Consider the following 21,903-nt stretch of genomic DNA (forward strand, 5'->3'; position numbering starts at 1 on the left):
TTTAATGGCGGGAGCCTGTTGTTAATGGCTCAGCGGCGGATGCTCTCCTGCCTGATCGAAGGGCGCCGCCAATTCAGGCTATAACCGCCCAGGCAACATCTGATGGCCCTGGTGTGCCGTATCGACCCCGAGCCAGGTGAGCGAGTATTTTCTTATAAACCCATCAACCGATACCCCACCTGCAACTCGGTAATAAAGTGCTTTGGCTGCGCCGGGTCCGTTTCCAGCTTTTGCCGCAAATGCGCCATGTGCACGCGCAAATAGTGGGCGCGGTCGACGTAATCCAGCCCCCACACGTCCAACAATAATTGCCGATGCGTCAGCACTCGGCTCTGGCCGCGAATCATCGCGCAGAGCAGGCGGTATTCGATGGGCGTGAGGTGCACCGGCTGGCCCTGGCGCCACACCTCATGGGTCGACAGGTCGACTTCAATCTCGCCAAACGCCACCTTGCTGGTGGCCGCCACGGCGCCGGTCTGCCCATGCCGGCGCAATTGTGCGCGGATGCGCGCCAGCAGCTCGGGCACGCCGAATGGCTTGGTCAGGTAATCATCCGCGCCGGCGTCGAGCGCGGCGACTTTTTCTTCTTCGCGATCACGCGCCGACAGCACCAGGATCGGTACCGCCAGCCAGCCGCGCAATTCGCTGATCAGTTGTTTGCCATCGCCGTCCGGCAGGCCGAGGTCGACGATCACCAGGTCCGGCTGGCGGCTGGCGGCATGGATCAACGCGCGCTTGACGCTGTCGGCTTCGAATACCTGAAAACCCTCGTCTTGCAGGGCTATCCCGACAAAGCGGCGAATATTGGCTTCGTCTTCAACAATCAAAATGCGTGCAGTGCTCATAGGGCTTCCATGGGCGGCGGAGTGCCCGCCGGTAACGTGATGATGAAGTGCATGCCGCCTGCATCGCCGGGGTTGGCGTGGATGCGCCCGCCATGGGCCTCGACAATGCGTTTGGCCAGCGCCAGGCCCAGGCCGATGCCGGCGACGGACGACTCCTGCTGGCCGCGCGCGAAGGGTTCGAACAGGTTCGCCGGCGCTTTACCCGGGCCGGTGTCGCTCACTTCCAGCACGATGCTGTCTGCCACTGCGCGTGCGGCGACAGTAATGGCGGTGCCCGGCGGGGTGTACTTGGCGGCGTTGTCCAGCAGGTTGACCAGCACCCGCTCGATCAACAGCGCGTCGATGTCCACCAGTGGCAATGTCGGGTCCAGCAGGGTGTGCACGCGGTGTCTCGCCAGCGGCTCACGCAACTGGCGCAACGCACTGCCGACGATTTCTTCCAGCGAATGCCATTGCCGGTTCAGGCGCACGCCGCGTTCCTGCATGCGCGCCATGTCCAGCAGGTTTTCGATCAGGCGCTGCATCGACGTGGCCTGTTCGTGAATGCCATTGAGCAATTCGGTCAACGGCCCCGGTGGCGCGTGGGGCAGGGCGGTGTCGGCGGCGCCGATCAGGGTGGTCAACGGTGTGCGCAAGTCGTGGGAAATCGCCGCGAGCAGGGTGTTGCGCATCTTCTCGCCTTCCATCTGTACCAGCGTGCTTTGCGCCACTTCGACGAAGTGCACGCGCTCCAGCGCAATTGCCAGCTGGCTCATGCAGGCTTCCAGCAAGCGACGTTCCTGTGGGTCATTCAGGCGCTCGCTTTGCGCCAGCTCCAGCACCAGCACGCCGCGCACGCGCATCGGCGCTTTGAGCGGCAAATAGCAACCTTTGGCCGCCGACAACGTGTCGGTGCCTTGGCCGGCGGCTTGGCCGTGGTCGTAGGTCCATTGCGCGATGCTGTCGTCAATCGGAAGCCCGCTGGCACTGACGCTGTGCACGCCATCGGCCGCGTCCGGCAGTGCCAGGCCGACCCGTGCTTCGAACACGCCGCTGAAGGTGCGCAGGGCCACCTCGCTGATGTGCTCCACGGTCAACGCCGCCGACAGGTCACGGGCCAGCCGCGCCAACGAGGTCGCGCGGCGTTCGCGGGCGGCGGCGGTGCGCGCTTCGTGGCGCAGGCGTGCGGTGAGTTGCCCGGTGATCAGGGCGATGCCAAGCATCAACGCAAAGGTGAAAAAATACTGGGTGTCATTGACGGTGAACGAGTAGCGCGGCTGCACAAAAAAGAAGTCGAAACACAACACCGCAAGCATCGCCGCCCACACGCCGGGGCCACGGCCAAAACGCAGGGCTACCAGCACCACCGTGAGCAAAAACAGCATGACCACGTTGGCCAGGTCGAACACTTGCAGCAGCAAAGCCGCGATGGCGCTGGCGGCGAAGCAGGCGAGGGTGGCCCACAGGTAGGCCAGGGCTCGGCCCGGTGCAGGCGTCGACTGTTTGATCGCAGGCGTTGGGCCAGGCAATACGCCGTGGGCGATCACGATCTGATCGATTTGCGGATGGTGCCGGCTGATCCGGTCGCTCACCGACGGGTGCCAGAACCGCCAGGCCCGGCGCGGGTGGTGGCCGAGCACCAGGCGATTGGCATTGTGTTCGCGGGCGCAGGCAGCCAGGGCTTCGGCCACGTCCATGCCCGGCAGCGTCGCGGTGTCGGCGCCGAATTCAGTCGCCAGCGCCAGGGTCTTCATCGCCGTCAGGTAACGCCTGGCGCCGCGGCCCTGGTGGGTGGCCACATGCACGACGATCCAGTCGGCTTCGAGTTTTTGTGCCAGCCGCGCGGCTTCACGCACCAGGCGTTCATCACCGGTATCTCCGGCGATGCCCACCAGCAGCCGCTCGCGAGCCGGCCAGAGGGTTTTGATCGACTGTTCGCGGCGGTACACGCGCATTTGCGTATCGACCCGATCCGCTGTGCGCCGCAACGCCAGCTCGCGTAACGCCAGCAGGTTGCCCTTGCGGAAAAAGTGCTGCGAGGCGCGCGCCGCCGCAGGGCCCAGGTACACCTTGCCGTCCTTGAGACGTTGCAAAAGGTCGTCGGGTGGCAGGTCGATCACCACCACTTCGTGGGCGTTATCGAACACATGATCCGGCACCGTTTCGCGTACGCGAATGCCGATGATGCCGCTGACCAGATCATTCAGGCTTTCCAGGTGCTGGACGTTGAGCGTGGTCCACACGTCGATGCCCGCGCTGAGCAGTTCTTCGATGTCTTGCCAGCGTTTGGGGTGGCGCGAGCCGGGCGCGTTGCTATGGGCCAGCTCGTCCACCAGCACCACGGCGGGGTGGCGGCGCAGGGCGGCGTCGAGGTCGAATTCGCTGAGGGCGAACTCGCGGTGCAGCAAGGTGGCGCGGGGCAGTTGTTCCAGGCCTTGGAGCAGCTCGGCGGTCTCGGCACGGCCGTGGGTTTCTATCACCCCGGCGAGCAGGTCACGGCCAAGGGCGACTTCGCGTTGCGCCGCCGCGAGCATGGCGCAGGTTTTGCCGACGCCCGCGTTGGAGCCGAAGTAGATACGCAATTTGCCGCGCAAGGCGGCCTGTTCTTCCAGCTGTACCCGGGCCAGCAGGGCGTCGGGGTCGGGGCGCTCATTTTTTAATGCGGGCATATTCTTCCTGTTGAATGCAGTGCTGTTCCCTGTGGGAGCTGGCTTGCCTGCGATGGCGGTGTGTCAGTCGGTACAGGGCAAGCTGACCCACCGCTATCGCAGGCAAGCCAGCTCCCACATTGGATTTTGTCGCTACACGAGACCCAACCCACTCAGCAGCATGTCGATCAGCTTGATCCCGGCAAACGGCACCAACACACCGCCCAGGCCATAGATCAACAGGTTGCGATTGAGCAACGCCGCCGCGCCGATGGCGCGGTACGTCACGCCGCGCAACGCCAGTGGAATCAACGCGACAATGATCAGCGCGTTAAAAATCACCGCGCTGAGAATCGCCGAGTTGGGGCTGCTCAGGTGCATCACGTTCAACGCGCCGAGCTGCGGGTAGGTGGCGACAAACGCCGCCGGGATGATTGCGAAGTACTTCGCCACGTCATTCGCCACGCTGAAGGTGGTGAGGGCGCCACGGGTCATCAGCATCTGTTTGCCGACCTCGACCACTTCGATCAGCTTGGTCGGGTTGCTATCGAGGTCGACCATGTTGCCGGCCTCTTTCGCCGCCTGGGTGCCGCTGTTCATCGCCACCGCCACGTCGGCCTGGGCCAGCGCCGGTGCGTCGTTGGTGCCGTCGCCGGTCATCGCCACCAGCTTGCCCTGGGCCTGGTAGTCGCGGATCAGTTGCAGCTTGTCTTCCGGGCGGGCCTCGGCGAGGAAGTCATCCACGCCGGCTTCCACCGCAATCGCGGCCGCGGTGAGGCGGTTGTCGCCGGTGATCATCACGGTCTTGATGCCCATGCGCCGCAGTTCGGCGAAGCGCTCCTTGATGCCGCCCTTGACCACGTCCTTGAGCTCGACCACGCCCAGCGCCTTGGCGCCGTCGCTGACCACCAACGGCGTGCTGCCGCGTCGTGACACTTCATCGACTTTGGCCTGCAACGCCGCCGGAAAACTCCCACCCAAGGCTTCGATGTGGCTGCGAATCGCATCCGCCGCGCCCTTGCGAATCGCCCGGCCTTCGGGCAGGTCGACGCCGCTCATGCGGGTTTGCGCGGTGAAGTGCACAAAGCTGGCGCCCAGGGCGTTGATGTCCCGTGCGCGGATGTCGAATTTCTGCTTGGCCAGTACCACGATGCTGCGGCCTTCCGGGGTTTCGTCGGCCAGGGACGCGAGTTGCGCGGCGTCGGCCAGCTCGGCTTCCTTCACGCCGGGTGCCGGTAAAAAGCTGCTGGCCTGGCGGTTGCCCAAGGTGATGGTGCCGGTCTTGTCCAGCAGCAACACGTCGACATCACCCGCCGCCTCGACCGCACGGCCCGAGGTGGCGATGACATTCGCCGACATCATCCGGCTCATGCCCGCCACGCCGATGGCCGAGAGCAGGCCGCCGATGGTGGTGGGGATCAGGCACACCAGCAACGCCACCAGCACCGTGGCGCTGATCACGCTGCCGCTGCCGCTCATGGCCACGGCGAAGATCGAGTAGGGGCTCAGCGTGGCGATCACCAGCAGGAACAACAGGGTCAGGCCCACCAGCAGAATCGTCAGGGCGACTTCGTTGGGCGTCTTCTGGCGCTTGGCCGATTCGACCATCGAGATCATGCGGTCCAGAAATGATTCGCCAGGGTTGACGCTGATGCGCACCACCAGCCAATCCGACAGCACCCGCGTGCCACCGGTGACCGAGGAAAAGTCGCCACCGGCCTCGCGAATCACCGGGGCCGACTCGCCGGTGATCGCGCTTTCATCCACCGAGGCCACGCCTTCAATCACCACGCCGTCCAGCGGCACCAGGTCACCGGCTTCGATCAACACCACGCTGTCTTTGCGCAGCAGGCTGGCTTCCAATGGCAGCCAGGCCGCGCCGTGGCGCGGCTGCTGCAGCAACTTGGCCAGGGTCTGGCGTTTCATCCCGCGCAGGCTCGCGGCCTGGGCGCGGCTGCGACCTTCGGCCAGGGCTTCGGCGAAGTTGGCGAACAGCACGGTGAACCACAGCCACAAGGTGATGCTGAGGATAAAACCACTGGGCGCTTCACCCTTGCCGCCCAGGGATTGGAACCACAGCAGCGTGGTGAGGATGCTGCCCAGGTACACCACGAACATCACCGGGTTTTTCCATTGGGCCTGGGGCAGCAGTTTCTTCAGCGCGTCGATGCCGGCAGTCAGCACGATGCGTTGGTCAAACAGGGGTAAACGAGCATTCTTCATGAGGGCAATCTCTTACTCACTGACCGCAATAGAGGGCTGACGCGCATCCAGCGCCAAGTTGAGTTGCAGCACATTCACCCGTGGCTCGCCGAGCAGGCCGAGGGTGCGTGCGGCGGTGTGGTCGTTGAGCAGTTGCAGCAGGTCGGTTTCAGGGATGTGGCGCAAGCGTGCGACCCGCGCCAATTGCAGCCGGGCGTTGGCCACCGAGATGTGTGGGTCCAGTCCCGAGGCGGAGGCGGTGACCGCGTCGACCGGCACCGGGGCGTCGGTGGCCAGGCCGTTGTCCTGGCGATAGGCCTTGGCACGTGCGGCGACCTGGTCCAGCAGTTTCTGGCTGGTCGGGCCGAGGTTGCTGGCGCCGCTGGAACCGGCGTTGTACGGCTGCGAAATGCTCTTGCTCGGGTCTTGCGGGTCGGCGCCGAGGGTCATGCTTGGGCGGCCCTGGAAGTACTCGGGTTTGGCGAAGTTCTGGCCGATCAACGCCGAGCCGATCACCAGTCCGTCGCGTTCAATCAGCGAGCCACTGGCCTGATACGGGAATAACAGTTGCGCGGCCACGGTGGTGAACGCGGGGTACGCCAGCCCGGTCAGCAGCATAAAAAACACCGCTGACACCAGCACTGGGCGCAGCAGCCCTTTGAATATCGATTGAGTCGTCATCAACAGGTCCTTAGTTGTACGTCTGGCCGGACAGCAACTGCAGTTGCTCCACCAGCGGGCCGAGCGCGAGCGCCGGCAGGAAGGTCAAGCCACCGACCACCAGCACCACGAACACCACCAGCAGCATGAACAGCGGCGTCGCGGTGGGGATGGTGCCGGCGCCGGCCGGAACGGTTTTTTTCATCGCCAGGGAACCGGCTACGGCCAGCATCGGCAGCATGGTGAAGAAGCGTCCGATCAACATCGCCAGGCCGATGGTGGTATTGAAAAACGGCGTGTTGGCATTCAGCCCGGCAAACGCCGAACCGTTGTTGGCGGTGCCCGAGGTGTAGGCGTACAGCACCTCGCTGAAACCGTGGGGGCCGAGGTTGTTGAGGCTGGCCAGAGTGCCCGGCCAGAGGGCGGCGAGGGCGGTGAAACCGAGGATGCTGATGGGGTGCGCGAGCACCGAGAGCATCACCAGTTTCATCTCCCGGGCTTCGATCTTCTTGCCGAGAAATTCCGGGCTGCGGCCGATCATCATGCCCACCAGAAACACCGTGAGCAGCGCGTACTGAATCAGGTTGATAAAGCCAACGCCGTCACCGCCGAACACGCAGTTGAGCATCATCTGCGCCAGGGGCACGAAGCCGCCCATGGGTGTCAGCGAGTCGTGCATGGCATTCACCGAGCCGGTAGTGGCAGCGGTGGTGGTGGCGATAAACAAGCTGCTGTCGGCGATGCCGAAGCGCAGTTCCTTGCCTTCCATATTGCCGCCGCTTTGCTCAATCGACAGCGTCTGGTTGGCGCCGGCCTGGGTCAGCAGCGGGTTGCCGGTTTGCTCGGCGCCATACACCAGCGCGAGGAAACCGATGAACATCACCAGAAACGTACCGAAGAACACCCAGCCTTGGCGGCGTTGCAGCAGCATGCTGCCAAAGGTGTAGGTCAGCGCCGACGGGATCAGCAACATGCTGAGGATGTGCAGGATGTTGGTCAGCGGCGTCGGGTTTTCGAACGGGTGGGCGGCGTTCATGCTGAAAAAGCCGCCGCCGTTGGTGCCGATATGCTTGATCGACTCAAAGCTGGCGACTGCGCCAACGATCAACTGTTGCTGCGCGCCCTCAAGCGTCGTCGCCAGGGCTTGGGAAGCGAAGGTTTGCGGCATGCCTTGCCACACATACACCAACGCCATGCCGACGCAGAGGGGCAGCATCACCCGGTAAAGGGTGCGGGTGAAGTCGACCCAGAAGTTGCCGATATCCGCCGCGCTTGAGCGGCTCAAACCGCGAATGAAACCCGCCGCCGCGACCACGCCGGAGGTGGCGCCGACAAACATCAGAAAGGTGATGACCGCCATCTGGCTGAAGTTCGACAGGCTGGTTTCACCCGAGTACGCCTGCCAGTTGGTGTTGGTAATAAAGGACGCGGCGGTGTTGAACGCCAGGTCCGGGGTTTGCGCGTCCAGCCCCAGCGGGTTGATCGGCATCACCGCCTGCAGGCGCAGGACGATATAGCCGAGCAGCATCATCGCCGCGTTCGACAGCAACAAGGCCGAACCGTAGCGGGCCCAGCCCATGGTCTCCAGCGGGTCGATGCCCAGCAGGCGATACGTGCAGCGTTCCGGCAGGGCGTGGCGGTTCCCGGTAAAGACCCGGGTCAGCCACTTGCCCATCAGCACGGCGAGCGCGGTCATCAACCCCAGGACCAGCGCGAATTCCAGCAGAGTGCTTAACATGTCGTGGCTCCGTTCAAATCTTGCCCATGGCGACAATGGCCATGGCAGTCGCACTGAAAAACACCAGGGAGAGGCCCATAAACATCACGTCGTACATGGCGAACTCCCTAGAACTTTTCGGCGCGAATGAGGGCGTAGCCCAAGTAAGCGAACAGCCCCACGGCACATACGCCGCTGGCAACATAGATGAAGGTCAGTGTGAGCACGGTGTAACTCCCCTTTTGGAATAAGCCGGGGAGGTTATGTGTTCGGGTATCAAGCTTGGGCACTGATTACGGGCCGCGGTATTAAGACGGTATATAGATGAGATTTTGCTGGGCGAACGAAAACAAGGGACAGCCCGCTGCCGGGGTATCCCTTGAAAAACTGGGGTTCTGCTGATTTCGGTGATCAGCTTATTTGGCTTTCTTTTTCTTTTCGCCGCGGGTGGCAAGGTGCTCGAAGCAAAACGCGGCGGTGCCGAAGAGCGCAATCATTGACAGGACGACCATGCCTAAAGTTGAACTTTCCACGATGAATTCCTACGGGTGTTGGGGGTAGGAAGTGACGGTAAAGTGTGTAGGGGGAGTGGCTCAATAGGGGCGACGTAATCGTTATGGGGAACCCCGGATTTATACGGATTCTTTACGGATAAGGGGCTCCGCGATGAAGGTTTGGCGTGATTGGGCGGTATCACCCGGCAGGCAATGGGGTTGTTGGCCAGGACCGTGGGTTCAAACGCAACGATCAAATAAAGGCGCGAACTGGGTGATATAGGATTTTGCCTATTTGATATTGGCTGTTGGCTATTTTTGTTGTGGTTTTCTATTTGATAGGGAGTGAGAAATATCTGCTAAATGTTGGCTGTCTTGTGTTTCTGTTTTGGGGTGCATAGTCTGGGTGTGTTGTTATCTTATCGGTTGTGATCAATGGCTGAAGGTGATTGATGTGAATGTTAATGCGTCCTCTAATAGCGTTATTGCTAGTTCCATTCCTGCTTCAAATCCGGTCACGTCGCAGGGTAATGATGTCCTTTCCGCCCAGAACTCTGCGCGCTGGCAAGATAAAGACAATGATGGGAAAATTGATATTGAAGTCGATTTCGGTGACGAAGAAGGTGAGCATTTTTCCGGTTCAGGTCTGACAGGCTTCAACGCACATAATGAGGCGCAGCAGAGAGGACTGTGGTTTCAGATGGGCCTCATGACTAATGATGTAAATGTGAAGTTTCACAGGCAGGGTTCAATAGACAGCCCTGATGGGAAAATCAAAATCGGGTCCTTTCAGCAAAGCACAACACAAAATAGTGATGTGGTGAGCTACACGCCAACGGATTCAAGTAAGCCTGTCGAGGTTTACTTTAACGGGAACGAAGCGCAGAACCCAACGATTTCAACTCCCGACGACTTTAATAAAGGCGGTAACACGCTGACTCGAACGGTGCTATACGCCATGGGTGTAACCCCTCCCACGCCAGTGGAAGAGGGCGGTACGCATGATTCCCAGGGTTACAGTGCACTCAGCCCTCGGCCAGAAATCGAAACGGGCCAGGATTTTAAGGGGCACTCTGTCGCCAGAGCGCAAGTAAAAGACAAGGAAAAGTTGGAGAGTCTCTATACAAACACGAATATTAAAGAGCAGACATTTGAGTTGCATAATTTAGGTGCTGATGGGTATGGCGCGACGTTTTCTATTTCGAGTGGAGTCAGTGGCCATGAGATCATCGACGCGAGTGAAGATACTCATGATCAAGATATCAATCTGAAGCCGGGAGCACATTCCAGTGTAAGGGGCTATACAGGTAATGTGTCTATTACTTCCGGGACGGTGGTTGAAGATGTTAAAACAGGATCGGGTAAAAAACGGGATCTATCCTAACGCTGGGGCGAATACTATCACCTTGGGTACAGGCGCAAATACCGTCGTTTATGAGCAAGAGTCGGATGGCAGTCCAGCACGCCAGGATAAAATAATTGGGTTTAAAACGGGGGTGGATAAGCTGGATGTGAGTCATCTTTGGACTTACCCACCTTACATGCGCTTTGAAGTCGAAACAAACGCAGACGGGTCCACCTGGGTGAAGGGATGGTCGGGCGCTGATAAAAGTGGGCCGGTTCCTGATAAAGCCCCAGACTTTTTGCTACGTGCTGATGGCGCCCAAAGGAGCGACCTCATCTTAAATGCCATAGGTATTTAAGGTTTATATGAATCCTGCAATACCCTGACCTTGACCCGATCAGGGTATTGCAATGTTTTTTGAGTGAGCGAACGGCCTACCCTTCTGTAGAAAGGTGGGCTCTTCCACGTCGGACCCTAAACTGCTTCATCCCGATTATAAGTTTCGACTATGCCGATAGTCGCTCACCGCCTCATACACCGCCTTGCGCAACCGATTGATCCCCCCAATCGGCCGATGTGCCTCCAACCCGAACCAGGGGTTAAACGACTGGTTATCACAGGCCAGATTCAACGCCGGTGTATCGAAATCCTGCGCAGGGATCCGCACCTTGGCCACGGTTTCATACGGCGCATCACTTTCCTTCCATTCAATGCTGGTGTCTTCAATCGGCATGAACTTCTGCGGGTTCTGCCGCTGAATCTGCAACACAAAACACGCCGGCACGCGATCAGTCGACAGTTGCTGGTTCAACGCGCTGCGCAGAAAATTCGGCAGGTCCTGGTTCTGCTTGGGCAACACATATTCCGGGCAGCTTTGCGGGTCGGGCGTCACACGGAACTTGGCATTCGCCGCGCCGAACTTGTAAGGCGAAACCGAAAAGTATGTAGTCTGCGTCGGGCTGGCCGGGGCGGGTGCCAGGGTCGCCAGGGCGATAAACAAGTGCCGCACCTGCCAACTGCGCGGGTCTGCCTTGGGAAAGAACGCGAGGACTTTCTTGCCATCGGCCTGGGCACCGATGTTCTGCGCATATTCCGCCACATCGCTGACAAAAAAGTTCGGATGGCTGAACATTACGAAGTCTTGTTCCGTGCGTGCCTGCTGGTCCGCCATCAGCTGTTTGCCCGGTACGTCCAGCAGTTTGAGGGCCATGCCTCGCGCATCGCGGATGCTGTCGAATTGCGGATAAGCGTTGCCGTTGGACAGGCGCACCAGCGCTTGCCAGGTCTTGCCCGGCTCGGCGAATACGCCTTGGCGCAATGCCGGGTCGAGGTCCGCCATTACGCTGACTTCGGCCTTCACGCAGCCGTGGGCCTTGGCATGGGCATCACGCAGGTAGCGCGTGCCTTCGCGGTGCTGGTCGACGATGCGCACCGCCGTCTGGATGATGCCCTGGCTCATGGCCGCTTCACCGGGCGGGATTTGCTCGTTCGGTGACACCGGGCCGCTGTGTTGCCAAGCGAACCAGGCGGTAGCGATCAGCCAGCCCAGCAGCCCCAGGCCCACCAGCCACAACAGGGTCTTACCCAGAAACGCGCCGAGGCGCAGCCACAGACGAGCGAGCATGGAACGGTCCTTGTATTGCGATCGGATAATCATGGCAATTGTTGCTCCAGCGGGCCGCCCAGCACTTTGAGGTATTCCAGCAGCGCCCAGCGTTCCTGCGGCAGCAGGCCACGGCCGATCACGCCATTGCCACGCTTGCCGTCACGGAATTCATGGCCGCTGTTGTGGTTGCCGGTGATTGAGGTGTCGAACAGGAAGGCGTTCTTGAATGCGCCGGTCTCAAAGCCCAGGTGGCGCGGGTCGTAGGCGAACGTGCCTTTATAGAAGGTAGTGCTGCGCTCATCCTGGGGCGAGAGCAGTTGGTAGATCGTCGGCACCGAGCCGTTATGCAGGAACGGTGGCGTGGCCCATACGCCGGCCAGGGGGCGCGCCTTGTAGGCACGCAGCTCGCGCACGCCGATGGGCAGGCCGAACCCGTCCAGGCTCGGCCGCTCGGCTGGAGTCACGCCAGCGGTGCGATAGGCGTGGTCTTCGACAAAGGCGGTGACGTAGGCCAGGCCTTGGGCCACGGACATTTTGTGCAGGTCCAGCGCTGCGGTCGGCGTGGGGTGCAGCTCGACGTTGAGCTTGGCCAGTTCTGCCGGGTCCCATTGCAGGGCGCTGAGGTCGTAGCGCTGGTCGGCGATGTTGCTGGCGGTGCCGGGGTCGGTGCCGATGTACTCCACAGGCAGCATTTTCAGTTGTTGCACCGGGCGGCCATTGACCTGGCTGACGGCGGGCACATGGCAGCCGGCGCAGTTCTCGGCAAACAGCGCGCGGCCTTGGGCGGCGAGGGGTTTGTCGACGGCGCCGAACAGGTCTTGCGGCCAGGTGGGCGGCTTGAGGCGTTGCAGGGTTTCTTCGATCAGGTTGAGGTCGCGCACGCGCACGCTGGAGGGATAGCGGGCAGCGCCTTGAAGTGGCTGGCCGGCACTGTCGAAGAAATCCAGCGTCGCGCCGACACCGAGGGCTTCACCGATATTGCGCGCCATGGGTTGCTGGGCCGAACCGTTCCATTGCACCCAGTCGAAGGTCCAGATATCCCACAGCTGCGGGTAGTCCACCGGCGCATTGGCGACACGGTAGTTGTCCGGCGAGATGGCATCGCCAAAGCTGGCGTTGGCGATACGGCCGAACGCGTCGGTGCGGCCCGGGCCTTCTTCGGTGGGGTAGAGGCCGCGATGGGTGTCGTTCCAGGCGACCTTGAGGAACTGGTTCAGGGATTGTTTGAAGTCCTGACGCAGTTGCTGCTTGTTATGATCGTCATAGTCGTGGCCGAGCACCTTGCGGGCGAAACGGTCGAACTTCCACGGGGTGTAATAGGTGGCGGCAAGGCTGGCCACCAGCGCCTGGCCGAAACTGCCGCCGCGCAATGTGGGCACGCTGGAGGGCAGCACGTGCTGGGCCGAACCGCCGTCGATGCGCAGGGCCTGGCCTTTGAAGTGCAGCTCGCCGGTGTGGCAGGCGGCGCAGGTGATGTCCAGGTATTCAACCTGGCTGCCGGCGTTCTGGTGCCGGGCGAAACCCACCGGCAGGTTGCCAGGGTTTTGCGCGGTAGGAACCTGCTTGGGATCGACCAGGAAGCCAAAGCGCGCCAAGTACTCGGGCGTGGCGAAACGCTGGTCTGAAAACGGCAATTCCAGAGCGGTGAACCAGTCGTAATGCAGGCCTTTGACCTGGGTGCCCTGGGGCGTGAAGTAGAAGGTCTGGCGGTCGGCGGCACTCCATTGGTCCTGATAGTGGACCTGCTCCACGGGCACGTAGTCCGGCAGCTTGGGGTTGATGGTGTAATAGAGCACGACGGCCAGCAGCAGGCCGAGTGCGAGCAATATCAGAAGCAAAACACGGGAAAAAGTGCGCAAGATAACTATCCTTGTCGAGTTGTCGCGTTGTTATGCCACTACGCCATAGGTGCGGCAAGTGGCCATGATCCTGGTTACAGGCGGTCCCGCGATCCTTCGCGGGCCCCCATCATGAATGAAAATGCTTTTAAACACGTGAACTTATCAGAAGTTTCCTGCTCACATGCCGGTAGCCATTGGTCGTGGCCGCCTGATAAGCTCGCGACTTTACTCGAATGCCCTTTTGGCGCACGAACAAGGAAATAGCATGAAACAGCATCGGTTGGCGGCGGCGGTGGCCCTGGTTAGCCTGGTACTTGCGGGTTGTGATTCGCAGACCAGCGTAGAGCTGAAAACCCCGGCGCAGAAAGCTTCCTACGGTATCGGCCTGAACATGGGCAAAAGTCTTGCCCAGGAAGGCATGGATGACCTGGACTCCAAAGCGGTAGCCCAAGGCATCGAAGATGCCGTCGGCAAGAAAGAACAGAAGCTGAAAGACGACGAACTGGTCGAAGCGTTTGCCGCACTGCAGAAGCGTGCAGAAGAACGCATGACCAAAATGAGTGAAGAGGCGGCAGCCGCCGGCAAGAAATTCCTCGAAGAAAACGCCAAGAAAGACGGCGTAGTGACGACTGCTTCCGGTCTGCAATACAAGATCGTGAAGAAGGCCGACGGCGCCCAGCCCAAGCCGACCGACGTGGTGACTGTTCACTACACCGGCAAGCTCACCAACGGCACTACCTTTGACAGCTCCGTGGATCGCGGTAGCCCGATTGACCTGCCGGTCAGCGGCGTGATCCCAGGTTGGGTCGAAGGCCTGCAACTGATGCACGTTGGCGAGAAGGTCGAGTTGTACATCCCGTCCGACCTGGCCTACGGCGCTCAGAGCCCGAGCCCGGCGATTCCAGCCAACTCCGTGCTGGTATTCGACCTGGAACTGCTGGCGATCAAGGACCCAGCCAAGGCTGACGCACCTGCTGCTCCAGCTGCCAAGAAGTAATCGGCAACTGAACAGACAACGCCCCGTTTAGACGGGGCGTTGTCGTATCTGACGCCAGCATAAATCAGCTGTGGAGCTTGGCTCGTGTGGGAGCTGGCTTGCCTGCGATGCGGGCACCTCGGTTGAACTGAACCACCGAGGTGCCCGCATCGCAGGCAAGCCAGCTCCCACAGTGAAGGGGGGCCCTTCAAGGTCGCACAAATCCAAACGAACCCCTGCAACCTGAAACAGTCTGATATAAGACTCGAGCACGGGTAGCCGCACATCAGCGCCAAGTCAATGAAATCTTGGGTTTTTTTATGTGCGCAAAAAACGCCCGATCTGAGTGTAGGCCTTGTAGTCCGTGGCTTTCAGCCGATAAAACAGGCTCTGTTCACAAGGTTATCCACAATTTGTGTGGATAACCTTTTATGTCGCCTGGAACTGGAGTGACCCATGAAACCACCCTTCAATTTCACCCGATTCCTGCCGATGGCCGCGCGCCTGCTCGGTCGTGGGCGTCTGCCGACCCTGCTATTTGCGGTCGCCGCCAAAGGCTCAAGCCAGGGCAACCGCCTGGGCAAACTCAAGGATGACCTCAAACTGCTCCAGGCCCTGTGCCTGGCCTACTGGCGCGGTGAGTACCGGGCAATCAGCCCCAAGGCGCTGATTTCGGTGGTGGCAGGGCTGATGTACTTCCTGAGCCCAATTGACGCGATCCCGGACTTTATTCCGGTATTCGGCATGCTCGACGACATTGCCGTGCTGGCATGGGTCATGAAGACCCTGGATGGCGAACTGAGCGCTTTTCGCGCCTGGCGCGACGCCCAGCGCCCGGAGAAGCTCGCGGTGGTTGAGCGCTTGCCTGCGACGCCTGCGCTGCTGGCCCAGGAAAACCCGCAAAAAAACTGACGACGCTTATATCCCCCTGCGACCTTTGTGGCTGTTAGGATTACACTCCTAAGGAAAGAGCTTACTTAGTGAGTGTTGTTATCCTACGGGGCAGTCATGGATATTCAGATAATTTCACGCGATGGCGAACCCGAGTACGCGGTGTTGCCATGGGACCAGTACCAGGCGCTACTAAAAGCAGCCGGTCAGCAACAACCAGCGCCAACGCCATCTTCTACTGCTCAGGTCACTCCCGATCAGGCATTGCGCCCGCTCGCGGACCTCAGTGGCCTGCGTGAAGCCAAGGGCCTGGCCATAGAAACGCTGGCCCGCACAGTGGGCATCAGCCCCTCGTATCTCGGATTGATCGAAAGTGGTGAACGCCAGCCGGATGCCGCCATTCGCCGCAGCCTGGCCTGGGAATTGGGCGTTGCAGGTTGGAGGGATGAATCTTGAGCCTACGTATCAGCCGTCAACACTGGGATGGGCTACTCAACGAACTGGACCAGGCGCGCCGCCAGCGCCATCTGCTGACGTATCGCGCGCTGCTGGAGCGCCTGCAATTCCCCACGCCGGCCATGCAAACCCTGGCCGCCGCCCTTGAGCACCTGGCCGCACTCGACGCCAAAGCCGAGCAGCCATTGCGCAGTTCGCTGGTGATCAGCCAGGGCGCAAGTCGCCTGCCGCGTACCGGTTTCTTTGAATGCGTGGAGCGCCTGGGGCGGTTCAGCGGGCCTTCCGATGGCGTCGCCGCCGCGTCCTGGCATGCATCGGAAGTGGTGCGGGTGTTCGAATACGAGTACCCGGAGTCTGCCGAGGCCTAAGCCTGGGCCAGCAGTTCCAGGCTGTCGATCACATGAATGCTGTAGCCGGCCACGTCCTTGGCGTGGTGCTTGGCCTGCGAGGCGAGCTCCGCCAACTGGCTGGCATCCAGTTGTGCACAGGCCTGTGGATATAAATGCACCACGCCGATCGACAGTGACAGCAAGGCAAACTCTTGGCGCACACCCTGGCGGTTCAGCGCCACGAAACAACCAGCGTCGAGGTGTTCAGCGCGGTAGAAGCGTCGGCATTGGGTGTGGAAATCATCCAGCAGCTGGTTGAGCCGCTTGCGCCAATCCTGCGGGCCCAGCACCAGCAAAAAATCATCGCCGCCGATATGCCCGACAAAGTCGCGGCTCGGGTCGACCCGGTCGTTCAGGCACTGCGCCAGGCACAGCAACACCTCATCCCCGCGCCCGTAGCCGTAGATGTCGTTGAACGGCTTGAAGCTGTCGATATCCACGTAGCAAATCACTGATTCTCTTTGTTGCTGCAATAGCCGTGTCAGGCATTGCTGGATCGGCACGTTGCCCGGCAGCAACGTCAGCGGGTTGGCATAACGCGCCTGCTGGATTTTCAGCTCGGTGATCAGCTTGAGCACGTCGATCACCCGGCCCAGGCCCAGGTAGTCGCCATTGAGCGTGATGATGAAGTCTTCCTCAATGCGTTGCCGCGCACGGCTGGTCAGCAGGCGGCTGACTTGCTGCAGGGATTGACTCAGCTCCACGGCCAAAAAGTCATCACTCATCAAGCGGCTGATCGGCTTGCGCGCGAACAGGTCGGTGGCGAACGGCTTGAGCAGCGCGTCCGACAACGAATGCCGGTGCACGATGCCGACCGGGTGGCCACGCCCGTCGAGCACCGCCAACGAATTGAGGTTGGCCTGGCGGCGGAACGACTCCAGCACCTGGGCGGTGGCGGTGTCCTGGTGCACCGCCGGTTGTTCGTTGAGCAGCGCGCTGAGGTCGCTGCCTTCTTCGCTGAGGGCGAGGTTGGCGTTGTCCGGCTTGGGCAGCATCAGCCGTGCTTCCTGGGGCGGTTGTTCCTGCGGACGGCAAAGCAGATAGCCCTGGACCAGGTCGACACCCATCTCCGTCAACACCGCCAGTTCTTCCGCCAGCTCAATGCCCTCGGCAATCACCTGGGCGCGTGATGCCTTGGCGATTTGCAGGATGGAGCCGACGAATTCGCGCTTGAGCGCATCTTGATGGATGCCGTCGATAAAGTGTCGGTCGATCTTCACGTAGTCCGGGCGCAGTTCCGACCACAGGCGCAGGCTGGAATAGCCGGCGCCCAAGTCGTCCAGGGCGATGGCGAAGCCCATGTCGCGGTAATGATGCAAGGCGGTTTGCAGCAGGTCGAAATCGTCGGTGGGGGTCTGCTCGGTGAGTTCGATCACCACCTGGCTGGGCGGGATGCCGAAGTCGCGCAGCAGTTGCAGGGTGCGCCCCGGTTGATGCGCGGTCTCCATCAGGGATTCCGGCGAGATGTTCAGGAACAGTTTGCCCGGCAGTTTCTGTTCACTGAAACGCCGACAGGCGCTTTCGCGGCAGGCCATTTCCAATTCGCTGAGGCGCCCGGCCTGGCTGGCGACCGCGAACAGGGCGACGGGGGAGTGCAGCGGGCTGTTGGACGGGCCGCGGCTGAGGGCTTCGTAGCCAAGAATGCGCCGTTCAGAGAGGCAAATGATCGGTTGGAACAGGCTGTGCAAACTGCCTTGAGCCAGGATAGAGCCCAATGCATTCAGCTGTTCGGTCATGGTCATGGCGATCTCGATCGAAAAAAAAGGACCGCAGGCTCAACGCCTGCGGTCCTTCATTTCACGACAGAATGATGTCTATATGATGACACTCCGAGGAGCGTTCACATTAAATTGCCATCATTTACTGCTTGGCTACCTGCTTGCTGATTTTCAGGTAGTCCAGCAGGATCCGACCGGTCTCAGACAGGTAGGCGTCGTCTTCCGGCTTGGTTTTTTCCGGCTCCGGCAGCGCATCTTCATCTTCTTTCTTCAGCTCTTTGAGCGGGTCTTCGCCTTTGGCCTTGCGGCGGGCGTTCTCCAGCACAAGCTGCTGATTCTCGATGCTGGTGTGCTGCGCACGGCGATCCGCTTCGTTGAGGCTGACGGTTTTTTCTTCCATCAACTTCTTGGCCAGGGCCAGTTTGTCGCGGATGAACACGAACTCGGCATCCTTGGCGGAGCGAGCGTCATGGTCAGCCTTCAGCTGCGTCAGGAACGGTTTGAACGGGTCCGACGCCGGCTTGATCGCAGGACGGATGGTGTCCCACGGCATGGCTTCCGGCAGGGCGCTCTCGCCGATTTCCTTGGTGTCGATGATCGACGGGAAGTCGATATCCGGCAGTACGCCCTGATGCTGGGTGCTCTGCCCGGAAACCCGGTAGAACTTGGCCAGTGTCAGTTTCAGCTCGCCATGGTTCAGCGGCTGGATGGTCTGCACGGTGCCTTTGCCGAAGGTCTGGCCACCGATGATCAACGCGCGGTGGTAATCCTGCATGGCGCCGGCGAAAATCTCCGAAGCCGAGGCCGAGAGACGGTTGACCAGCAACGCCATCGGCCCTTTGTAGAAGGCACCTGGGTTTTCGTCTTCGAGCACATCGACACGGCCGTCAGCGTTGCGTACCAGCACGGTCGGGCCTTTGTCGATAAACAGGCTGGTCAACTCGGTGGCTTCCTGCAGGGAACCGCCGCCGTTGTTGCGCAGGTCGATGACCACGCCGTCGACTTTCTCCTTCTGCAGCTCAGTCAGGATTTTCTTCACGTCGCGGGTGGTGGACTTGTAGTCCGGATCGCCAGCTCGGAAGGCTTTGAAGTCGAGGTAGAAGGCCGGGATTTCAATCACGCCCAGCTTGTAGTCCTTGCCATCCTGCTTGAGGTTGAGGACTTTCTTCTGCACGGCCTGGTCTTCGAGCTTCACCGCTTCGCGAGTAATCGAAACGATTTTGCTGGTCTGGTCGTTCGGTGCGTTGGTGTGCGGAATCACTTCCAGGCGCACCACGCTGCCTTTCGGCCCACGGATCAGCTTGACCACTTCGTCGAGGCGCCAGCCGACCACGTCGACCATCTCTTTGTCGGCCTGGGCCACGCCGATGATCTTGTCGGCCGGGGCGACCTGCTTGGTTTTGTCGGCAGGACCTGCCGGCACCAGACGCACGATCTTGACCTGGTCGTTGTCGCTTTGCAGGACGGCACCGATGCCTTCCAGCGACAGACTCATGTTGATATCAAAGTTTTCCGCGTTATCTGGCGACAGATAATTGGTGTGCGGGTCGTAGGACATCGCGAAGGTGTTGATGTAGGCCTGGAAGATATCTTCGGCACGGGTCTGGTCCAGGCGTGCCAGCTGATTCTTGTAGCGCTTGGTCAACAGCTCTTGAATGGCCTTCGGCTCTTTGCCGGCGATCTTCAAGCGCAGCACTTCGTCCTTGACGCGTTTGCGCCACAGGTCGTCAAGCGCGGCGGTGCTGGTCAGCCAGGGCGCGTCCTTGCGGTCCACCAGAAGGGTTTCCTTCTGAGTGAAGTCGAGCTTGTCGACGCCCTTGTCCAACTCACCCAAGGCGAAGTCCAGACGCGCTTTGACGCGGTCCAGGTAACGCTTGTAGATGGTGAAGCCGGGCTGCAGGTCGCCGCTCTTGAGGAAGTCGTCGAACTGGGTCTTCCACTTGTCGAACTCAGCGATATCGCTGGCCAGGAAGTAGCTGCGCGACGGATCCAGGAGCTTGAGGTAGCTGTCGTAGATGATCACCGAGCGAGCGTCGTCCAGCGGCGGCTTGCTGTAGTGATGACGCTTGAGCAACTCGACGACGTTAAGGCTTGCAATCACCTCATCGCGATCAGGCTGAAGGTTGTCCCAGCTGTTGGCTGCGAACGTATTGGTCGACATCGACGCGAAGCCGAGACCAATGAAAAGAGCGAGGGCGGTGCTGGGGAACAGATGCTTCATGCTGATTCGACGCGGGGGCAATTGATAACGCATATTAGGCCGTCTTTGAGGGAGCCGGTTCCATATGATCCGGTCGCATAATGCAAAAAGCCCGGCGCTACAGCTACGGGCTCAGTCCAGACTCACTATGGAGGCACTGTGAAAGCATTGCAAGGCGTTGAAGGTCATGTGGAGTGGCTGACAGAACCCAGTCCTACCTGCGATGTAGGCCAAGTTCGCATTCGTGTAGCGGCTGCGGGCCTCAATCGCGCCGATTTATTACAGCGCGCGGGGCTCTATCCGCCCCCGCCGGGCGCCAGCCAAGTGCTGGGTCTTGAGTGTTCCGGGGTGATCAGCGAGGTCGGGCCGGGGTCGTCCTGGCAGGTCGGCGACCGCGTCTGCGCGCTGCTGGCCGGTGGCGGCATGGCTGAAGAAGTGGTGGTGGATGCGCGCCACGTGTTGCCGGTGCCGGAAGGCCTGTCGCTGACGGAAGCGGCGGCGCTGCCGGAGGTGTACAGCACAGCGTGGCTGAATCTGTTCCAGTTGGCGGGCCTCAAACCCGGTGAAAAAGTATTGCTGCATGCCGGTGCCAGTGGCGTGGGCTCGGCGGCGATCCAGCTGTGCAAGGCGTTTGGCAGCCCGTGCTGGGTCAGCGTCGGCTCGGCGCAGCGCCTGGCCTACTGCGAAGAACTCGGCGCCCAGGGCGGCGTAGTACGCACCGACGGCATTGAAGGGCTGCGCGATTTCGGGCCGTTTGATGTGATCCTCGACCCGGTCGGCGGCGACTATGCGGCGATGGACCTCAAGCTGCTGGCCCTGGACGGTCGCTGGGTGTTGATCGGCTTGATGGGCGGGCGTGACGCACAGCTCGACCTGGCGCAAGTGCTGGGCAAGCGCATTCAATTGCTTGGCTCGACCCTGCGCAGCCGCAGCGATCAGTTCAAGGCGGACCTGTTCAGTGATCTAAGCCAGCATGTGTGGCCGTTGTTTGCAGAGGGCCGCTTGAGCCCGCAACTGGCCAAGACCTTCCCGATCAAGGATGCCGAAGCGGCGTTTGCCGAGTTGGCGAGCAATCAGATTTCCGGGAAATTGGTGTTGGTGATTGACGACAGTTTGGTCTGACACCTGTCTCAAACTGCAATGAGATCAAAATGTGGGAGCTGGCTTGCCTGCGATAGCGGTGTCTCAGTGAAGAATATTTCATCTGATATGGCGCTATCGCAGGCAAGCCAGCTCCCACAGGGGATTGGATTTCAATTCAAGGAGCGCAGTGTCACACCCAGTGATGGATCGGCCACCCAGCCTTCTGCGCATGTTCACGCAACACCGGGTCCGGGTTCACCACCTGCGGATGGTCCACCTTCAGCAGCAACGGCAAATCATTGCGTGAGTCCGAGTAAAAATACGCGCCCTCCAGGCTTTCCCCTTCCTGCTCCAACCAGGCCAGCAACCGCGTGATCTTGCCTTCACGATAGGTCAATACACCCACGGTATGGCCGCTGTACGCGCCGTGGCTGACGTCCAGGTCAATGCCCAACACTTCGTCGATACCAATACGCGCCGCAATCGGCTTGACCAAATGCGTGCCCGAGGCGGAAATCACCAGAATTCGATCGCCATTCGCACGGTGGCGGGCGATGGTCTTGGTCGCGTCGCTGTAAATCAGTGGCTCGATGACGTCCTCGACCCACGGCTCGACCAAGTGCTCGATCTCTTCCGGTGTGCGGCCAATCATCGGCTCCAGGCTGAAGTCCATGAAGTCTTCCATGCGCAGCTTGCCTTGGCTGTAGGCGTCCATCAGCTCGTTGTTCTTGCGCATGAACGACTCGGGGTCGACCCAGCCCAGGCGGCCCATCTGCTCGCTCCACAGGGTGGCGCAGTCGCCGTGGATCAAGGTGTCGTCCAGATCAAAAATTACCAATGCCATCCGTTTCGC

The 21,903-nt window shown here is 60.7% G+C and carries 18 protein-coding genes; 7 read left to right on the forward strand and 11 right to left on the reverse strand.

The features are described from left to right. Positions 1-152: 152 nt before the first annotated feature. The 6 genes from PspR76_RS10765 to kdpF form a co-directional block, all read right to left on the reverse strand. Positions 153-845 (reverse strand): response regulator, encoded by a 693-nt coding sequence (locus PspR76_RS10765; protein WP_159955160.1) that lies wholly within the window; start codon positions 843-845, stop codon positions 153-155. Beyond that, positions 842-3,493, reverse strand: a complete 2,652-nt coding sequence (locus tag PspR76_RS10770; protein WP_159955161.1) for a sensor histidine kinase — start codon at positions 3,491-3,493, stop codon at positions 842-844. Before PspR76_RS10770 ends, PspR76_RS10765 begins: the two co-directional genes overlap by 4 nt. 132 nt (positions 3,494-3,625) lie before the next feature. Next, positions 3,626-5,695 carry a potassium-transporting ATPase subunit KdpB gene (kdpB, locus tag PspR76_RS10775; RefSeq protein ID WP_159955162.1) on the reverse strand — a complete coding sequence of 690 codons (2,070 nt, stop codon included), beginning with the start codon at positions 5,693-5,695 and terminating at the stop codon, positions 3,626-3,628. 12 nt (positions 5,696-5,707) lie between these two features. Continuing rightward, the gene (gene kdpC, locus PspR76_RS10780; RefSeq protein ID WP_159955163.1) at positions 5,708-6,355 is read right to left on the reverse strand and encodes a K(+)-transporting ATPase subunit C; all 648 of its coding nucleotides are present in this window, start codon (positions 6,353-6,355) and stop codon (positions 5,708-5,710) included. A gap of 10 nt (positions 6,356-6,365) precedes the next feature. Next, a complete protein-coding gene (gene kdpA, locus PspR76_RS10785) occupies positions 6,366-8,072 on the reverse strand; it encodes a potassium-transporting ATPase subunit KdpA (RefSeq protein ID WP_159955164.1) in 1,707 nt (568 codons plus the stop codon). 107 nt (positions 8,073-8,179) lie between these two features. Continuing rightward, positions 8,180-8,341 carry a K(+)-transporting ATPase subunit F gene (gene kdpF, locus PspR76_RS31635; protein ID WP_442966803.1) on the reverse strand — a complete coding sequence of 54 codons (162 nt, stop codon included), beginning with the start codon at positions 8,339-8,341 and terminating at the stop codon, positions 8,180-8,182. Positions 8,342-8,999: 658 nt separating this feature from the next. Between kdpF and PspR76_RS31415 the strand changes: the two genes are divergently transcribed. Together PspR76_RS31415 and PspR76_RS31420 are read left to right on the forward strand one after the other, a co-directional pair. Next, complete coding sequence (locus PspR76_RS31415; RefSeq protein WP_159955165.1) at positions 9,000-9,929, forward strand: M10 family metallopeptidase C-terminal domain-containing protein; 930 nt, start codon at positions 9,000-9,002, stop codon at positions 9,927-9,929. Then, entirely contained in the window at positions 9,889-10,248 is a 360-nt protein-coding gene (locus PspR76_RS31420; RefSeq protein ID WP_159955166.1) for a M10 family metallopeptidase C-terminal domain-containing protein, read from the forward strand. The genes PspR76_RS31415 and PspR76_RS31420 overlap by 41 nt, the downstream gene beginning before the upstream one ends. A gap of 135 nt (positions 10,249-10,383) precedes the next feature. Here the strand turns inward: PspR76_RS31420 and PspR76_RS10805 are convergent, their stop codons facing one another. Both PspR76_RS10805 and PspR76_RS10810 read right to left on the reverse strand, forming a co-directional pair. Then, entirely contained in the window at positions 10,384-11,514 is a 1,131-nt protein-coding gene (locus PspR76_RS10805) for a catalase family protein (RefSeq protein ID WP_442966804.1), read from the reverse strand. Between the two features lie 29 nt (positions 11,515-11,543). Continuing rightward, a complete protein-coding gene (locus tag PspR76_RS10810) occupies positions 11,544-13,355 on the reverse strand; it encodes a di-heme-cytochrome C peroxidase (RefSeq protein WP_159955168.1) in 1,812 nt (603 codons plus the stop codon). 247 nt (positions 13,356-13,602) lie between these two features. Between PspR76_RS10810 and PspR76_RS10815 the strand changes: the two genes are divergently transcribed. The 4 genes from PspR76_RS10815 (at position 13,603) to PspR76_RS10830 (ending at position 16,028) form a co-directional block, all read left to right on the forward strand. Further along, complete coding sequence (locus tag PspR76_RS10815) at positions 13,603-14,334, forward strand: FKBP-type peptidyl-prolyl cis-trans isomerase (RefSeq protein WP_159955169.1); 732 nt, start codon at positions 13,603-13,605, stop codon at positions 14,332-14,334. 435 nt (positions 14,335-14,769) lie between these two features. Beyond that, on the forward strand, positions 14,770-15,225 hold the full coding sequence (locus tag PspR76_RS10820) for a YkvA family protein (protein ID WP_017136376.1): 456 nt from the start codon (positions 14,770-14,772) through the stop codon (positions 15,223-15,225). A gap of 96 nt (positions 15,226-15,321) precedes the next feature. After that, positions 15,322-15,660, forward strand: a complete 339-nt coding sequence (locus PspR76_RS10825) for a helix-turn-helix domain-containing protein (RefSeq protein ID WP_159955170.1) — start codon at positions 15,322-15,324, stop codon at positions 15,658-15,660. Further along, positions 15,657-16,028 carry a hypothetical protein gene (locus tag PspR76_RS10830; RefSeq protein ID WP_005786715.1) on the forward strand — a complete coding sequence of 124 codons (372 nt, stop codon included), beginning with the start codon at positions 15,657-15,659 and terminating at the stop codon, positions 16,026-16,028. The genes PspR76_RS10825 and PspR76_RS10830 overlap by 4 nt, the downstream gene beginning before the upstream one ends. Here PspR76_RS10830 and PspR76_RS10835 read toward each other — a convergent pair. Both PspR76_RS10835 and PspR76_RS10840 read right to left on the reverse strand, forming a co-directional pair. Then, a complete protein-coding gene (locus tag PspR76_RS10835; RefSeq protein ID WP_159955171.1) occupies positions 16,025-17,791 on the reverse strand; it encodes a bifunctional diguanylate cyclase/phosphodiesterase in 1,767 nt (588 codons plus the stop codon). The two genes, PspR76_RS10830 and PspR76_RS10835, sit on opposite strands and share 4 nt — an antisense overlap. Positions 17,792-17,909: 118 nt before the next feature. Continuing rightward, complete coding sequence (locus PspR76_RS10840; RefSeq protein ID WP_174245612.1) at positions 17,910-19,988, reverse strand: carboxy terminal-processing peptidase; 2,079 nt, start codon at positions 19,986-19,988, stop codon at positions 17,910-17,912. Positions 19,989-20,126: 138 nt separating this feature from the next. Here PspR76_RS10840 and PspR76_RS10845 point away from each other — a divergent pair, with 138 nt between their 5' ends. Further along, entirely contained in the window at positions 20,127-21,089 is a 963-nt protein-coding gene (locus PspR76_RS10845; protein ID WP_159955173.1) for a zinc-binding dehydrogenase, read from the forward strand. A gap of 151 nt (positions 21,090-21,240) precedes the next feature. Here the strand turns inward: PspR76_RS10845 and PspR76_RS10850 are convergent, their stop codons facing one another. Continuing rightward, positions 21,241-21,894 (reverse strand): HAD family hydrolase, encoded by a 654-nt coding sequence (locus tag PspR76_RS10850; RefSeq protein ID WP_159955174.1) that lies wholly within the window; start codon positions 21,892-21,894, stop codon positions 21,241-21,243. Positions 21,895-21,903: the final 9 nt, after the last annotated feature.

The organism is Pseudomonas sp. R76 (genome assembly GCF_009834565.1).
GTDB lineage: Bacteria > Pseudomonadota > Gammaproteobacteria > Pseudomonadales > Pseudomonadaceae > Aquipseudomonas.

Excerpts from the sequence above, each read along its gene's own strand:
- PspR76_RS10850 (WP_159955174.1), bottom strand. The coding sequence starts at position 21,894 with ATGGCATTGGTAATTTTTGATCTGGACGACACCTTGATCCACGGCGAC.
- PspR76_RS10765 (WP_159955160.1), bottom strand. The coding sequence starts at position 845 with ATGAGCACTGCACGCATTTTGATTGTTGAAGACGAAGCCAATATTCGC.
- PspR76_RS10805 (WP_442966804.1), bottom strand. The coding sequence starts at position 11,514 with ATGCTCGCTCGTCTGTGGCTGCGCCTCGGCGCGTTTCTGGGTAAGACC.
- kdpA (WP_159955164.1), bottom strand. The coding sequence starts at position 8,072 with ATGTTAAGCACTCTGCTGGAATTCGCGCTGGTCCTGGGGTTGATGACC.
- kdpC (WP_159955163.1), bottom strand. The coding sequence starts at position 6,355 with ATGACGACTCAATCGATATTCAAAGGGCTGCTGCGCCCAGTGCTGGTG.
- kdpB (WP_159955162.1), bottom strand. The coding sequence starts at position 5,695 with ATGAAGAATGCTCGTTTACCCCTGTTTGACCAACGCATCGTGCTGACT.
- PspR76_RS10770 (WP_159955161.1), bottom strand. The coding sequence starts at position 3,493 with ATGCCCGCATTAAAAAATGAGCGCCCCGACCCCGACGCCCTGCTGGCC.
- PspR76_RS10815 (WP_159955169.1), top strand. The coding sequence starts at position 13,603 with ATGAAACAGCATCGGTTGGCGGCGGCGGTGGCCCTGGTTAGCCTGGTA.
- PspR76_RS31420 (WP_159955166.1), top strand. The coding sequence starts at position 9,889 with ATGTTAAAACAGGATCGGGTAAAAAACGGGATCTATCCTAACGCTGGG.
- PspR76_RS10840 (WP_174245612.1), bottom strand. The coding sequence starts at position 19,988 with ATGAAGCATCTGTTCCCCAGCACCGCCCTCGCTCTTTTCATTGGTCTC.
- PspR76_RS10835 (WP_159955171.1), bottom strand. The coding sequence starts at position 17,791 with ATGACCATGACCGAACAGCTGAATGCATTGGGCTCTATCCTGGCTCAA.
- PspR76_RS10820 (WP_017136376.1), top strand. The coding sequence starts at position 14,770 with ATGAAACCACCCTTCAATTTCACCCGATTCCTGCCGATGGCCGCGCGC.
- PspR76_RS10825 (WP_159955170.1), top strand. The coding sequence starts at position 15,322 with ATGGATATTCAGATAATTTCACGCGATGGCGAACCCGAGTACGCGGTG.